Genomic DNA, 15,853 nt, shown 5'->3' on the forward strand with positions numbered 1-15,853 from the left:
AGCATGCAAATATTTGTTAATGGTGAAACAGTCCAAACAGAAGTTACGACTCTCGGTCTCTTGCTTGAAGAATTGGGTTATGAAGAAAATTGGCTTGCAACCGCTGTTAACGCTGAAGTTGTTTCCATAGATGCACGAAGCCAATTTGTCTTGCATGAAGGAGATAAAATTGAAATTTTAAGCCCAATGCAAGGAGGCTAAAATTATGCTGAATCTTTATGGACGACAATTCTCTTCCCGTCTTCTATTAGGTACAGCGCAATATCCTTCACCAGCAATTCTTCGTGATGCTATTCATAAATCGAATACGGAAATTGTGACTGTTTCCTTGCGTCGTGAAACGGCAGGTGGAAAACAAGGTGGACAATTTTGGCAATTTCTTCAAGAACTTGGGGTAACAGTGCTTCCTAATACTGCTGGTTGTTATACTGTTAAAGAGGCCGTAACCACAGCGCAATTAGCAAGAGATCTCTTTAAAACAGCTTGGATTAAACTCGAAGTGATAGGAAACCCAGACACCTTACAGCCAAATATTTTTTCCTTAATCGAAGCAGCGCAAATTTTAAACAATGAAGGTTTCAAAATTTTTGCTTACACAACGGATGATCTCATTGTTGCTGAAAAACTTTTCGACATTGGTTGCCGTGTTATTATGCCTTGGTGTGCTCCTATTGGTTCTGCCAAAGGACCTCATAATACTGATGGACTGCGTTCTATCCGTGCTTACCTTCCTGACGCTACTCTTGTTATTGATGCCGGCATTGGACGCCCATCACATGCTGCCATTGCGATGGAACTCGGTTATGATGCAGTACTGCTTAATACCGCAGTTGCTAAAGCAGGTGATCCTGTCTTAATGGCTGAAGCATTTTCTAAAGCTGTTCAAGCAGGACGTATGGGATATAAAGCTGGCATGATCGAAGCACGCAATGTAGCAGTCCCTTCAACGCCAGTCATTGGAAAAGCAGTATTTTCATGAAACTGGATCCATTTTACCTCATCGTTGATAACGCTGATTGGGTTGAACGTTTGCTCCCTCTTGGCATCAAGCTCGTACAATTGCGTATGAAACATGAAAATCAACAAATAATCCGTCAACATATCAAGCGCGCAAAAAACATATGCAATAAATTGGAAGCACAATTAATTATTAATGATCATTGGGAAATAGCAATTGATGAAAAGTGCAATTTTATTCATCTGGGACAAGAAGACCTAAGCAATGCTGATCTTCACGCAATTCGTAAAAGTGGTATAAAAGTTGGTCTTAGTACACATGATGAACATGAATTGGATATCGCACTCTCTGTTAATCCTGAGTATATTGCACTTGGTCCTATTTATCCGACAATCTTAAAAAAAATGAAATGGATGCCGCAAGGACTAGAAAAAATCAAACAATGGAGAAAGCGGATTGGTGCTTTACCTTTGGTGGGTATTGGTGGTTTAACACCAGAACGCGCAGTTGGTGTTTTAAAAGCGGGAGCAAATAGTGCTGCTGTTGTGACTGATATTATCCTCCATAAAAAACCTGAAGAACGTGTCCAACAGTGGATAAAAGTGACACAAACATGGCGTTGATACCTTCCATTCTTATTGTTGCAGGCACGGATCCAACAGGAGGTGCCGGTATTGTTCGTGATATAGAAACCGCTGCACATTTTCAAATAAAAGCAAATTTGGCAATCACTTGTGTTAACGTACAAGATGATAATCGCGTTGCCGAAATCATTCCAATGCGTGAAGACCTCGTCGCTGCGCAAATGCGTGCTGCCCTAGAAGCAAATCCAATAAGCGCAATAAAAATCGGTATGATGGGTACAAAAGCAATTATAACAGCAATCTGTAACGTACTCAAAGACTATCCCCATGTTCCAGTTATTTTGGACCCCGTACTTGTCGCTTCATCAGGAGGAAAACTAACAACGGAAGCAATCATCGACACGATGATCGATAAACTGCTTTCTCATGTTACTCTTTTAACACCGAATAGAGAAGAACTTGCTCTTCTTAGCCAAAGTCCATTGGCATCTCATGATGAGCAAGCAATACAACAAGCAAAAAAACTTTTGTCATTGGGAGCTCGATCTATTTTAGTAAAAGGGGGACATGCAGAGGGTCCTCTTGCAATTGATAGCTTCATTGACAAAACTGAAGTCATAAATATTTCTACGCCACGTTTAAAAGGAACAATGCGAGGAACAGGTTGCATTCTCTCAAGCGCTATTGCTGCGCATTTAGCATTAAATGAACCTCTCATTTCAGCTGTAAAAAAAGCAAAAGCATATATCTACACATTGCTTTTAACCCATTGCAAAAACAGTTTGTAAAGTCTTAGTATTTTCTCATATATCTAATATTTTCTCATATAAAAGTAATATTTATATATCTCATTAATATATTTAATATTTTTAATAAAAATTATTAAAAAAAAGATAAAAATATAATAATAAAAAATTTATACTTAATTATTACAAATAAAATACTACAAAAATCACTTTCATTAATTATTAAATATAGAATATAATGATCAAAAATGTTATCATACCACTTGCATTCAGTAGAGAATTCTTTTATTATAAAGAGCTTAGTCTGTTTAAAAATTTAAAATAGCGTAATTTAAACAAATTGTACATTTAAAGATGTATATAATCGCGAACACTCGCATTTTACGATTTGCCTTTTTTGTGAAAAGAGAGAATCCTATCAGCGTTCTTGTACATTAATGGCTAGCGAATACATTTATAAAACTTGAAGGATAATTTTGTTTGATCTATAGTTGCTAGATCATTAGAAAAAATAAAATGTTAAATCAAACGCCGTGCTCAATTTCCTATGAAGAACTCTTAAACTTTTATAAAGAAAGTGGTGCGGATGCTGTTCTGACAAATTTCCCTATTAATCGTTTTAAGCAGTCTGCTTGTTCAGAGAGCAAATTAATATCTGTCGTGAACATTTCTCATAATCAACAAACATCTCCCACCGTAAAATCAGATCATCGTCCGCTGCATAACTCTAGGGGGGCTATACAAAATGAACCCACAGCTATAGAGAGTGCAAACAATGCAAAAACACTTGATGAATTAAAATCTGCGCTCCTCGCATTTAATGGCTGTTCACTAAAATTGACAGCAAAAAATACCTGCTTTTCAGATGGAACAGCAGGAAGCCCCCTGATGCTTATAGGCGAAGCACCAGGACGAGAAGAGGATATACAAGGAATTCCTTTTGTGGGAAAAGCAGGGATGTTGCTTAATAAAATCCTCGCATCAATTGGCTTAACAAGAAATAATGTTTACATTGCCAACACTATTCCTTGGCGTCCACCAGGAAATCGTACACCAACACCAAGAGAAGTTGCCTTGTGCCGCCCTTTTATTGAACGGCACATTTATTTAGCGCGTCCTCGTGTACTTATAGCACTGGGAGGCATTGCTGCACAGTTTCTTACGGGATCTCAAAATGGGATTATCCGAACACGAGGGAAATGGCATATTTATGAAAGTGAGGATAATATAAAAATACCTGTTATGCCAACTTTCCACCCTGCCTACCTTCTCCGAACCCCTAGTCAAAAAAAACTTACATGGACAGACTTCTTAGAAGTAAAAAATCGCCTCGATAGCCTTTTGTAATTCTGTAATCTTCTTTGACTCTAAAATTAAACACCTTCTTTAACTCTTAAAATACGAATGGGAAAAACTATGGAACAGCCAACAACATCTATTTATCGTTTGGAAGACTACCAGCCAACCCCTTACGCTATCCCTAAAACACAACTTTCCTTCCAATTGGCACCAACAAAAACCTATGTTACAGCCATATTGTCTATTGAACCCCGTCACAATACAAAAGAATTAACACCTCTTGTTCTTTCTGGTGATGATCTTACTTTAATTTCCGTTTCTATCAATGGTGAGACGTTAGCCCCAAACACTTATAAAGTGACGCCTTCACGTTTAGAAATTACAAACCCACCAGCGGCTCCTTTTACATTGAAATTGGTTACGGAACTGAATCCTGAAAGCAACCGCCAACTTATGGGCCTTTATCTTTCAAATGGTGTTTATTGCACACAATGCGAATCGGAAGGCTTTCGTCGTATTACTTATTTTTACGACCGCCCAGATGTTCTTTCTACCTATAGAGTGAAAATTGAAGCAGATTCCCAAACAATCCCAATCTTGCTTTCAAATGGTAATCTAGTGGAAACAGGAACTTTAGAGAATAATCGCCATTTTGCCATTTGGGAAGATCCTTATCCCAAACCATCTTATCTCTTTGCTTTAGTAGGTGGAGATCTTGATAAGTTAGAAGATCATTTTACAACTGTATCTGGACGACGTATCGAGCTTGGTATCTATGTGGAAAAAGGAAAAACCAAACGCGCAACCTATGCAATGGATGCTCTTAAACGTTCCATGCGTTGGGATGAACAATGTTTTGGGCGCGAATATGATCTTGATGTTTTCAATATTGTTGCTGTGTCCGACTTTAACATGGGAGCAATGGAAAATAAGGGACTTAACGTTTTTAATGATAAATATGTTCTGGCAGATCCTGAAACAGCAACCGATCAAGATTATAGAAATGTTGAACGTGTCATTGCACATGAATATTTCCATAATTGGAGCGGTAATCGTATTACCTGTCGCGATTGGTTTCAACTCTGTTTAAAAGAAGGATTCACTGTTTATCGTGATCAGGAATTTTCATCAGATCAAAATGTACGCAGCCTACAGCGAATTGAAAATATAAAAACATTAAAAGCTACTCAATTTGCCGAAGACGCTGGTCCCCTCGCTCATCCTGTACGTCCTCGTCAATATAGCCAAATTAACAATTTTTACACCACAACTGTTTATGAAAAAGGTGCTGAGGTTGTTCGCATGATACGGACTATTTTAGGACCCTCTCTGTTTCGTAAAGGTACTGATCTTTATTTTCAACGTCATGATGGACAAGCTTGTACAATTGAAGATTTTATCACCTGTTTTGCTGAAGTATCTGGTCAAGACTTTTCCCAATTCATGTTGTGGTATGAACAAGCTGGAACACCAAATGTAGAAATCGATAGTCATTATAGCGATGGTGTTTTAACAATTCATGCAAAGCAACATATTCCGGCAACCCCACAACAAAATACAAAAAAGCCCATGCTTATCCCTATATTATTTGGCTTGTTAGGACCTAATGGAGAAAACCTCACCTATGAAGCGGATACAGATATTCAATCAAACGTTATGCTTTTATCCAAGGAAAACCAAACGTTTACATTAAAGGGTCTGCGTGAAAAACCTGTTTTATCACTGCTTAGAGACTTCTCTGCGCCAATCAATCTACAAACTCCATTCAATGAAAGCGAACTTATTTTTCTTGCACAACATGATGACAATCACATCAATCGCTGGCAATCTCTTAATCATTTAATGACGCAAGCTTTGATTCAAAGCATTCAAGATGAAACAAAAGCAAAAGAGGGGATGCCCTCTGCTTTGATAAAATTGATTGAAGCTATCATTACAGATGAAAGTCTTGAACCTGAGTTTCGTGCATTTTGTTTAAGTTTACCGAGCGAAGTTGAACTTGCCCATACACTTGGTAAAAATATTCACCCAGAGCGTATTCATCATGTGCGCAATCAGTTTTTAGCTTCGCTCGCACATACACATCAAGGGCTCTTCACAAAATTTTATGGGCAAATGCAAACCAAAGAGCCCTATTCATCAAACACTGTACAAGCTGGAAAGCGAGCATTAAAGAATATAATACTGGATTATCTTTCCATTACTGAGGCCAATCCAAATCGTGCTGCCGCACAATATGCAACAGCTGATAATATGACTGACCGTATGGCTAGTATCGCTGTTCTCGTGAAGCGTTTTAATGAAAGTGAGCAGGCGCAAAATGCCTTAAATGATTTTGAAAACCGCTATCACCATGATCCTTTGGTCATGGATAAATGGTTCTCCATTCAAGCAATGGTTGCAGGGGCATCAACGCTCGAGAATGTTCAAAAGCTCATGCAACACCCGCTATTTTCAAAAGACAATCCCAATCGTGTGCGTTCCCTAATCGGTGTCTTTGCCTCTAACAATCTCACGGGCTTTAACAGGATGGATGGAGCATCTTATCATTTTCTTTGCCAAATCATTTTGGAAATTGACAAAAAAAATCCACAGCTCGCTTCACGATTATTAACGACGATGCGCTCTTGGCGACAATTAGAACCCATTCGACAACAAAAACTTGAAACTGAATTAAAAACAATTGCTGCTGCGCCAAAATTATCAAGCGATGTCGCTGATATTATCAACCGTCTGCTCACTTGAAACGAAAAATTATTTTAAATCAATATTCTATAATATTTTTTAAATAAATTCTACAGACTATTCGATCATCATTAAATCTATAAACAGGCAATCTAAGCCTGTTTATAGATCATGTTTAAAGTGCCTTTTCCTTTTCATATTCCAAGTTCATAGAAGTAAAATTATTTTTTTAAAAAAAAAGACTGGACAGAAGACTCCTGTTTTGATTCATTGCACTCGATGGGGTTACTATGAATATCGAAGCAGTTTTTAAATCACATTATTCTGTAATTAAAGGAACAAGAGATGGCTAAATTGGACGCATATAATGCGCCAAGGGGGATATATGCTGATTCAAAATCGAGCGCTCCAAGTCATAAAGCGCAGAAAAAACGTATTCATCTGCTTTCTGGCTCCGCCTATCAAAAGCTTCTCTTTATTGAACCTTGGTTGCGTCGCTCACTTCCGTTTGTCATTTTAGCATTTCTTATTGTACTTGCATCAATTCGTTTTGTATCACTCTATGATTGGCGTAACACGATTGATAAGAACACGCGTTCTACCATCACTCTCTTAGCTTCTCATATTACCAATACAATTAATCATGACTTACTGGCTGTTTCTCAGAAAGGAAAAGTCTCTGCCCTTTCTCATAGTCATTTGCAAAATATCCTCACCACTTTTCGTAATCAAGATCTTATTAATCCTAGCACTCTAATCGCCATTATTGATCAAAAAGGAAATGTCTTAGCTTCATCCAGTTCAGAGATTTCTTTAGGAAAACCTTTGCAAGATTTTATCTCTGACAGCATTGCTTTACAATCTCTTGGACAGCACGTTGGAATTATGAAAATCACAATAGGAAAAGATGCCCCTGCTCTTGCTTCATTTCAGCAAACAGAAAATGGGCAATATGGCGTATTCATTAGCGAAAAAATGCAAGATAGCGCCATGGAATGGCGGAAAATTCTCTCGTTAAATATAACCCTGTTCATTGGAACTAGTGGCGTTATCCTCGCTCTTCTTTATGCTTATTACAACCAAATTGTACGAGCACGCAAAACGGATCTTGTCTCAGAAAAAATTCAAAACCGTATTGATATGGCAATGATGCGTGGACGCTGTGGACTATGGGATTGGAATATGGCAAGTGGACGCGTCTACTGGTCACGAGCAATGTATGAAATGCTGGGCTATGTCCCTCAAGATGCACTGCTATCAATTTCCCAAATTAGCGCCATTATCAATCCAAATGATGCGAATTTTTTTGATCTTGCTCAGGAATTAATGAGCGGTAAAAAAAAGCATATCGATATTAACGTTCCCATGCGTCATGCCGATGGCCATTATGTCTGGATGCGCATTCGTGCTGAAGTTACTGAAGAAGAAGAACCCCATTTGGTTGGTATTTCCTTCGATATTAGTGAACAGCAACAATTGGCTGAACAAACAGCGCAAGCCGACCTTCGTATCCGTGATGCAATTGAAAACATTTCAGAATCTTTCGTCTTGTGGGATTCAGAAGGACGTTTAGTCATGTCCAACAGCAAATTTTGCGAATATGCTGCTATTCCTAAACAAATTCTACAATCCGGTATCCAACGTGCAACCGTCGAAGCCATGGCACGCCCTGCACTCAGTGAATATCCCCTTAAAGATGATGGTACTGGTAACTTAACCAGTATTCGCCAAACGGCAGATGGTTGTTGGCTCAAAATTAACGAACGGCGAACCCAAGACGGAGGATTGGTTTGTATTGGTACTGACATTTCTGAGCTTAAACAACAACAGGAAAAATTTGAAGACAGTGAAAGGCGTCTTTTTTCTTTTATTCAAGAACTCAAACGTGCTCGAGGAAGTGCTCAACAACGTGCCTCAGAAGTTGAAAAACTTAATAAAAGTCTCAAGGCAGAAAAAGAGCGTGCTGAAAGTGCTAACAAAGCTAAATCAGAGTTTTTGGCTAATATGTCCCATGAATTGCGCACTCCTCTTAACGCTATTCTCGGCTTTTCAGATATCATGTTGCAATCGACTTTTGGACCTCTTGGCTCACAACGCTATAAGGAATATATGCATGATATTTACAATTCGGGAACCCATCTTCTAACCCTTATCAATGACATCCTTGATATGTCAAAAATTGAAGCTGGAAGATTTTCGCTTGATTGTAAAAATACCGATCTTGAGCCCATCATTAGTGAAGCAGTACGGACACTAACGCCTCAAGCTCAAGAAAAAAATATTGTTGTTACAACAAACATTACGCCAGAACTTCATGCTGAAGTTGATGGTCGTGCTATGAAACAGATTTTCCTTAATCTCATCTCTAATGCCGTTAAATTTACGCCTTCTGGCGGAAATATTGATGTTTGCGCTTTCAAGAAAAAAAACAACCTTATTTTTAAAATTACAGATACAGGTGTTGGTATTCCCCAATCAGCAATTAAAAAACTTGGGCAACCTTTTGAACAAGTTGAAAATCAGCTTACTAAATCTCACACGGGCTCAGGTCTTGGCTTAGCCATTTCACGCTCCTTGCTAGAACTCCACAAAGGAAAACTTGAAATTACCTCAAAAGAAATGAAAGGGACAACTGTAACGATTATAATGCCCATCACACAAAATTAAATTCCTCCATTTTGTTCTCGTTGTAGCAAAATCTGTTTCCGTTTGGATCCCCAACGATACCCTGAAATAAAACCATTTTTACGCACAACACGATGACACGGAATGATAACAGCCAATTCGTTACGTGCACACGCATTAGCAACGGCACGAAAAGCGTTCGGTATACCAATACGGCATGCTAAGACTTCATATGAAATTGTTTCACCACATGGTATATCACATAATACTGCCCATACTTGTCGTTGAAAAACTGTACCATTTATATCTAAGGGAAAATTATATTTTTTGACCAACTTAGGTGTTTCTATCATAGCTATAATATGAGCAACTTCTCTCTTAAATGTATTGTCACCTACAACTTGTTGTGCATTGCCAAATCGTATCGTAAACTCCTGTAATAATTGTTCTATAGTATCTCCTAACGCTATATAACAAATCCCTTTTTGAGACCTAGCCACCAAAAGCTTTCCTATTGATACATCTTTCAGACAGAATATTCTCGTTTGGGAAATGTTCAGCATTTTAGCCTTCTTTATATTTTTAAATATTTTTGAACATCATCCATAAAGTAAAGAGAGAGTATTCACTATCTTTTAACAGCAAACAAAATCATTCTGAAATTATCTCCTTAGCCATTGTATTAAAATACACTCTCACCCTTTTATGAAATGGAAATATACATCAATTGACTTTCTTCCTACCCTAAAACGGAAAATTCGACCAGAACAGATCTATCAACAATCTTGCTTTTTATCTAACAGATTCCAACTAAGACCATTTCATATGGTTTATTTCACAAGCTCTCTAAAAACAAATCCCGCCCTGAATTCTATCATATACTCTAACAAAAAACACCTTAATGTGGTAAATTTTCATACCTTATATCACAGCTCTAAACGGCAGTATTTTACGGAATAACAAGATAAACTTCCCATTTTATTTTACGAAATCCCATCGAACCATCAATAGTGGCTTATGTTTTACAAGCAACAGAAAAAGTGCGCGCCCTCTCTTTAGGAAAACAACGTCATAAAACACAAAATGTGCCGGCAATGGACTGAAAAGATGTTCCGGCTTTTATTCTCCACAGTATGCTTAAATATTCTAATTTGTTGGAGTACTACTATTATTTTTTTATCAAAGATCATACTTTTGATATACTTACGAGATGACTCAGCTCAAAAAAGAAATTTATCTTCAATTTTATGAAAAAAAGCATGGAAAAGGTATTTTAGTGCTTACTTTCTTTGTCACTTAACTTATAAAATGACTGTAGCCTCAGAACTGAAATATTTTACCCGCAACAATCGCGCACAGATATTTGTCATAGGAAAAAGCCATGCCCAAACGCACAGATATAAAATCTATTCTTATCATCGGAGCAGGACCTATTATCATTGGTCAGGCATGTGAATTTGATTATTCAGGCACACAAGCCTGTAAAGCATTAAAAGAAGAAGGTTATCGAATTATTTTGGTAAATTCTAATCCTGCCACGATTATGACAGATCCAGATCTAGCTGATGCAACTTATATAGAGCCCATTACTCCTGAAATAGTTGCCAAAATTATTGCCCACGAACGTCCCGATGCCCTTTTGCCCACTATGGGAGGACAAACAGCCCTCAACACTGCTTTATCATTAAAGCGTATGGGTATTTTAGACCGCTATCATGTTGAAATGATAGGGGCCAATGCTGATGCTATTGATAAAGCTGAAGATCGTGCTTTATTCCGCCAAGCGATGGCAAAAATCGGTTTGGAAACGCCACGCTCTATGTTAGCCAATGCAACAGAACTAAAAGAAGAAAATCGCCGACAGCACGCAAAAACGCGTGCTGAACTTAAAGCAAAACTTTCTGGTGCTGCACTTGACAAAGCACTCGAAGAACTTGAGCGCAACTGGCGACATACCGAAACTGATCGCAAACAACATTATATCGCCCATGCAACAGCAAAAGCAGTTCAAGCTCTTGATGTTGTTGGACTTCCAGCTATTATTCGTCCTTCATTTACCCTTGGTGGAACCGGTGGTGGAATCGCTTACAATCGTTCTGAATTTTATGAAATTATCGAACGCGGTCTTGAAGCTTCGCCTACAACTGAAGTTTTAATTGAAGAAAGTGTTTTAGGGTGGAAAGAATATGAGATGGAAGTTGTTCGTGATAAGAACGACAACTGTATCATTGTTTGTTCTATTGAAAACATTGATCCAATGGGGATTCATACCGGTGATTCGATCACTGTAGCGCCTGCTCTCACCTTAACAGATAAAGAATATCAATGTATGCGTAATGCTTCGATTGCTGTTTTGCGTGAAATTGGTGTTGAAACGGGGGGATCCAATGTACAGTTTGCTGTCAATCCTGAAAATGGGCGCCTCATTGTTATTGAAATGAATCCACGTGTTTCTCGCTCTTCAGCGCTTGCCTCAAAAGCAACGGGGTTTCCCATTGCCAAAGTAGCCGCTAAACTGGCTGTTGGTTATACTCTTGATGAATTAAAAAATGATATAACGGGTGGTGCAACACCAGCATCATTTGAACCTTCTATTGACTATATTGTGACAAAAATTCCTCGTTTTGCTTTCGAAAAATTTCCCGGTTCATCACCTGTCCTCACAACTGCGATGAAATCTGTAGGAGAAGTCATGGCAATTGGACGCACTTTTCAAGAATCGTTACAAAAAGCACTCCGTGGACTTGAAACAGGACTTACGGGTCTTGATGAAATTGTTATTCCAGAGCATGCTGAAGGTGATGAAAAAAGTTCTATACGCTCCGCCATTGCAATACCAAGCCCTGATCGTCTACGCTATATTGCTCAAGCCATGCGCACAGGCTTACCCTTAGATGAGATTCACCAAATTAGCAAAATTGATCCGTGGTTTTTAGAACAAATAGCCTCCATCATTGAAATGGAGCAGCGTATCCGCGTTCATGGATTACCCCAAGACGCAGATAACTTACGTATGTTAAAAGCTATGGGATTTTCAGATGCGCGATTAGCCTCCCTTACTGGAAAAGAACCCGATGATATCGCAGCTTTACGCAAATCACTGAATGTTAAACACGTCTTCAAACGGATTGACACTTGTGCTGCTGAATTTTCTTCTCCTACAGCCTATATGTATTCAACATATGAAGTTCCCTTTGCAGGTATAGAGCACTCGGAAGCACACATTTCTGAACGCAAAAAAATTGCTATTTTAGGCGGTGGACCAAACCGCATTGGGCAAGGTATTGAATTTGATTACTGTTGCTGCCACGCTGCTTTTGCACTGCGTGATGCAGGCTTTGAAGCGATTATGATTAACTGTAATCCTGAAACAGTTTCAACCGACTATGATACCTCTGATCGCCTTTACTTTGAATCTTTAACAACAGAAGATGTTATCGCTATTTTAGAAGCAGAACAGGAAAAAGGAGATTTGGTTGGAGTCATCGTCCAATTTGGCGGACAAACACCCTTGAAATTGGCAAGCGCTCTAGAAAAACACAACATTCCCATCTTGGGTACTTCACCTGACGCTATCGACTTAGCAGAAGATAGAGATCGCTTTCAAAAACTGTTATTTAAACTTAACTTAACACAACCTCAAAATGGTATTGCTCACTCCATCGAACAAGCACGCCTCATTGCCCACGAACTAGGCTTCCCATTGGTTGTACGTCCCTCTTATGTTTTAGGAGGACGTGCTATGCAAATTATCCGTGATGAACGTAGCTTACAAAATTATTTACTTGAGAGTGTCCCAGAATTAATTTCAGAAGATATCAAAGTCCGTTATCCTAACGACACAACAGGACAAATCAATATATTGCTTGGTAAAAATCCGCTTCTTTTTGATACCTATTTAACAGAAGCAATTGAAGTAGACGTTGATTGTCTATGTGATGGCAACGAAACACTGATTGTTGGTATTATGGAACACATTGAAGAAGCTGGTATCCACTCTGGTGATTCAGCATGTTCTTTACCAGTCCGTACGCTCTCAAATAAAATAGTTACTGAATTAGAGCGCCAAACCAAAGCATTAGCACAAGCACTTCATGTTCGCGGCTTAATGAATGTACAATATGCTATAAAAGATGACACCATTTATGTCTTAGAAGTCAATCCCCGTGCTTCACGTACTGTCCCATTTGTTGCAAAAACGATTGGTCGCCCTATTGCTAAAATGGCTGCACGTATTATGGCAGGAGAAACACTTCATGATGCTCTTCAAGCTTATGGTGGATTACCTTCCTTGCAGAAAAAACAACATATTGCCGTCAAGGAAGCAGTGTTTCCTTTTGCTCGTTTTTCAGGTGTTGATACACTTCTTGGTCCAGAAATGCGCTCAACCGGTGAAGTTATGGGACTTGACTATGAATTTTCGCTTGCTTTTGCTAAAGCACAACTTGGAGCTGGTGTAAAACTCCCTAAAGAGGGAACTTTGTTCGTTTCTGTAAGAGATGAAGATAAAAAACGCATCTTAAATCCTGTAAAACGTTTAACTGAACTTGGCTTTTCTGTTGTCGCCACAAGTGGAACACATAAATTTCTTACCGAACACCACGTTGAAGCAACAAAAATTAACAAAGTCCTAGAAGGGCATCCTCATATTGAAGATGCTATTCGTAATCGCCAAATTCAATTGATTTTTAATACAACTAGCACTGCCAGTGCCATCTCAGACTCAAAATCATTACGTTATGCAGCACTCATGCAAAATGTTCCCTATTATACAACAATAGCTGGGGCCGAAGCCGTCGTAGAAGCGATCAAAGCACTCAAAAAAAGGCGCCTTGAAGTACGTTCACTACAAAGTTATTTCAGTTAAATTTTTTCTACTCAGCAAAAGGTACACTGCTTTCTTATTTTTTTTATATAAAAATTGATTAAGACTTGCTTTTTGTTCTAAAGACTTTTATAGAGGTTTCATCGAATTTTCGGTTACGTGACTTTCTTTCCTGTGCGATCTGCACTTTTGACGAAACTTCTCCCACCTAATTTCGATCTACAACCGTATTGAAGGAATGAAAGCTTCAATACTCAATATAATTATATATTCTAAGGAGTTTCCTATGTCTACAGGAACAGTTAAGTGGTTTAATACAACAAAAGGCTTCGGATTCATTCAGCCTAGTGATGGTAGTGCAGATGTATTTGTGCACATTTCTGCTGTTGAGCGTTCTGGTCTAAACAGTCTTAATGAAGGGCAAAAAATTTCTTATGATGTTCTTCAAGATCGTCGTTCAGGAAAATTTGCCGCTGGCAACCTTGCAGCTCTTTAAGGTTTAAATTCTGCAATATTTTATTTAAAAATCTTCGTCTGTAACGACGAAGATTTTTTTTATTTTGTATAAAGCATCATTTTACCTTGTTAAAATAAAAGACTGCTTATCTCCTTTGCACAATTTATCACCCCCCTTATACTTCCTCTAAAACTTTCATAAAATCTAAGAATAGATTATCTTGTAAAAATCTCAAAAAAGAAGAATGTAAAGCCCGTGTAAGAGTATTTTGGAAGTTTTTTATTGCATACAATATAATCTCTTATAGAATATCCTTAAAGCAATAACCATTTGTTGATATAATATAAGGATTTAAAATTATGGCTTTTATTGCCGACAAACTGTCTCGTATCAAACCTTCTGCAACAATTGCTGCTTCCCAAAAAGCCCGTCATTTAAAAACATTAGGGCGCAACGTTATTGCTTTAAGCGCTGGAGAGCCAGACTTTGATACCCCAGACAACATCAAAAACGCAGCTATTGAAGCTATTCGAAGAGGAGAAACAAAATACCCTCCCATATCTGGAATTCCAGAATTGCGCCAAGCAATTGCTGCAAAGTTTAAAAGAGAAAATAATCTCAATTATGAACCAGAGCAAATTATTGTTGGAACCGGCGGTAAACAGATTCTCTTTAATGCTTTGATGGCAACTTTAAATAAAGGGGATGAAGTTATCATTCCATCTCCTTATTGGGTAAGTTATCCAGAAATGGTTGCACTCAACGATGGTACGCCTGTTTTTTTAGAAACAAAAGCCGAATTTTCTTATAAACTCCAACCACAAGAGCTAGAAGCTGCCATTACCCCCAAAACTAAATGGTTCATCTTTAACTCTCCTTCAAATCCATCAGGTGCCGCTTATACACATAATGAATTGAAAAAACTCACAGATGTTTTAGTAAAATATCCTCATGTTTATATTCTTTCCGATGATATATATGAACATCTCACATATGAGGGTTTTACCTTTGTTACTCCAGCTCAAGTAGAACCAGCGCTTTATGAGCGTACACTCACAATGAATGGTGTTTCCAAAGCCTATGCGATGACGGGATGGAGAATCGGCTATGCAGGGGGACCACAAGAATTAATTAAAGCTATGGATACCATTCAAGGTCAGCAAACATCTGGAACAAGTGTCATTTCACAATGGGCTGCTGTTGAAGCACTCAATGGGCCACAAAGCTTTATCGCTAAAAATAAAAGTATTTTTCAAGCACGCCGTGATTTCGTTGTTTCCATGCTAAACCAAGCTCCTGGCATTCACTGTCCAACGCCCGAAGGTGCTTTTTATGTTTATCCCTCTTGCACAGGACTTATTGGAAAGAAAACACCCAACGGTCAATGTATTACGAATGATGAAGACTTTGCCATAGCGCTTCTAGAAACAGAAGCTGTTGCTGTCGTCCAAGGATCTGCTTTTGGACTTGGATCAGCTTTTCGTATTTCTTATGCAACATCAGAAGAATTACTTGAAGAAGCTTGTATACGTATACAGCGCTTTTGCAACAGTTTAATTTAAAATTTTTAATATCATCTCTTGTGATCGTTTTTTTTGCCGAATGTCAGTATATCCGAGAAAATATCGGAAATTGTATCATGGTCTGAATCAATCGATTCAGTAAAAATATCCA

Annotated in this window: 11 protein-coding genes; 10 read left to right on the forward strand and 1 reads right to left on the reverse strand. The window is 38.3% G+C overall.

Features of this window, described 5'->3' with window-relative positions; translation table 11 throughout:
• Positions 1 to 3 precede the first annotated feature (3 nt).
• From thiS to ACFIKQ_RS03165, 7 genes are all read left to right on the forward strand, one after another.
• Complete coding sequence (gene thiS, locus ACFIKQ_RS03135) at positions 4 to 201, forward strand: sulfur carrier protein ThiS (protein ID WP_375644880.1); 198 nt, start codon at positions 4 to 6, stop codon at positions 199 to 201.
• Positions 202 to 205: 4 nt separating this feature from the next.
• Positions 206 to 979, forward strand: a complete 774-nt coding sequence (locus tag ACFIKQ_RS03140; protein WP_012754916.1) for a thiazole synthase — start codon at positions 206 to 208, stop codon at positions 977 to 979.
• Complete coding sequence (locus ACFIKQ_RS03145) at positions 976 to 1,581, forward strand: thiamine phosphate synthase (RefSeq protein WP_375655895.1); 606 nt, start codon at positions 976 to 978, stop codon at positions 1,579 to 1,581. Before ACFIKQ_RS03140 ends, ACFIKQ_RS03145 begins: the two co-directional genes overlap by 4 nt.
• Positions 1,572 to 2,330 carry a hydroxymethylpyrimidine/phosphomethylpyrimidine kinase gene (locus tag ACFIKQ_RS03150; RefSeq protein WP_012754914.1) on the forward strand — a complete coding sequence of 253 codons (759 nt, stop codon included), beginning with the start codon at positions 1,572 to 1,574 and terminating at the stop codon, positions 2,328 to 2,330. The genes ACFIKQ_RS03145 and ACFIKQ_RS03150 overlap by 10 nt, the downstream gene beginning before the upstream one ends.
• 474 nt (positions 2,331 to 2,804) lie before the next feature.
• Entirely contained in the window at positions 2,805 to 3,635 is an 831-nt protein-coding gene (locus ACFIKQ_RS03155; RefSeq protein WP_375635701.1) for a uracil-DNA glycosylase family protein, read from the forward strand.
• Between the two features lie 69 nt (positions 3,636 to 3,704).
• Complete coding sequence (gene pepN / locus ACFIKQ_RS03160; RefSeq protein WP_375655897.1) at positions 3,705 to 6,332, forward strand: aminopeptidase N; 2,628 nt, start codon at positions 3,705 to 3,707, stop codon at positions 6,330 to 6,332.
• 285 nt (positions 6,333 to 6,617) lie between these two features.
• A complete protein-coding gene (locus ACFIKQ_RS03165) occupies positions 6,618 to 8,939 on the forward strand; it encodes an ATP-binding protein (RefSeq protein WP_375655899.1) in 2,322 nt (773 codons plus the stop codon).
• Here the strand turns inward: ACFIKQ_RS03165 and ACFIKQ_RS03170 are convergent.
• The gene (locus tag ACFIKQ_RS03170; protein WP_273788414.1) at positions 8,936 to 9,460 is read right to left on the reverse strand and encodes a methylated-DNA--[protein]-cysteine S-methyltransferase; all 525 of its coding nucleotides are present in this window, start codon (positions 9,458 to 9,460) and stop codon (positions 8,936 to 8,938) included. The two genes, ACFIKQ_RS03165 and ACFIKQ_RS03170, sit on opposite strands and share 4 nt — an antisense overlap.
• An 818-nt stretch (positions 9,461 to 10,278) precedes the next feature.
• Here ACFIKQ_RS03170 and carB point away from each other — a divergent pair.
• The 3 genes from carB (at position 10,279) to ACFIKQ_RS03185 (ending at position 15,741) form a co-directional block, all read left to right on the forward strand.
• Positions 10,279 to 13,764 carry a carbamoyl-phosphate synthase large subunit gene (carB, locus tag ACFIKQ_RS03175; RefSeq protein ID WP_375655901.1) on the forward strand — a complete coding sequence of 1,162 codons (3,486 nt, stop codon included), beginning with the start codon at positions 10,279 to 10,281 and terminating at the stop codon, positions 13,762 to 13,764.
• A 244-nt stretch (positions 13,765 to 14,008) separates the two neighbouring features.
• On the forward strand, positions 14,009 to 14,218 hold the full coding sequence (locus ACFIKQ_RS03180; RefSeq protein ID WP_012754908.1) for a cold-shock protein: 210 nt from the start codon (positions 14,009 to 14,011) through the stop codon (positions 14,216 to 14,218).
• 320 nt (positions 14,219 to 14,538) lie between these two features.
• A complete protein-coding gene (locus ACFIKQ_RS03185) occupies positions 14,539 to 15,741 on the forward strand; it encodes a pyridoxal phosphate-dependent aminotransferase (RefSeq protein ID WP_375655903.1) in 1,203 nt (400 codons plus the stop codon).
• Positions 15,742 to 15,853 lie beyond the last annotated feature (112 nt).

The organism is Bartonella sp. MR63HLJHH (assembly GCF_042194155.1).
GTDB classification, from domain to species: domain Bacteria; phylum Pseudomonadota; class Alphaproteobacteria; order Rhizobiales; family Rhizobiaceae; genus Bartonella; species Bartonella grahamii.

Coding starts and splice junctions, on each gene's coding strand:
- thiS (WP_375644880.1), top strand. CDS start 4: ATGCAAATATTTGTTAATGGTGAAACAGTCCAAACAGAAGTTACGACT.
- ACFIKQ_RS03140 (WP_012754916.1), top strand. CDS start 206: ATGCTGAATCTTTATGGACGACAATTCTCTTCCCGTCTTCTATTAGGT.
- ACFIKQ_RS03145 (WP_375655895.1), top strand. CDS start 976: ATGAAACTGGATCCATTTTACCTCATCGTTGATAACGCTGATTGGGTT.
- ACFIKQ_RS03150 (WP_012754914.1), top strand. CDS start 1,572: ATGGCGTTGATACCTTCCATTCTTATTGTTGCAGGCACGGATCCAACA.
- ACFIKQ_RS03155 (WP_375635701.1), top strand. CDS start 2,805: ATGTTAAATCAAACGCCGTGCTCAATTTCCTATGAAGAACTCTTAAAC.
- pepN (WP_375655897.1), top strand. CDS start 3,705: ATGGAACAGCCAACAACATCTATTTATCGTTTGGAAGACTACCAGCCA.
- ACFIKQ_RS03165 (WP_375655899.1), top strand. CDS start 6,618: ATGGCTAAATTGGACGCATATAATGCGCCAAGGGGGATATATGCTGAT.
- ACFIKQ_RS03170 (WP_273788414.1), bottom strand. CDS start 9,460: ATGCTGAACATTTCCCAAACGAGAATATTCTGTCTGAAAGATGTATCA.
- carB (WP_375655901.1), top strand. CDS start 10,279: ATGCCCAAACGCACAGATATAAAATCTATTCTTATCATCGGAGCAGGA.
- ACFIKQ_RS03180 (WP_012754908.1), top strand. CDS start 14,009: ATGTCTACAGGAACAGTTAAGTGGTTTAATACAACAAAAGGCTTCGGA.
- ACFIKQ_RS03185 (WP_375655903.1), top strand. CDS start 14,539: ATGGCTTTTATTGCCGACAAACTGTCTCGTATCAAACCTTCTGCAACA.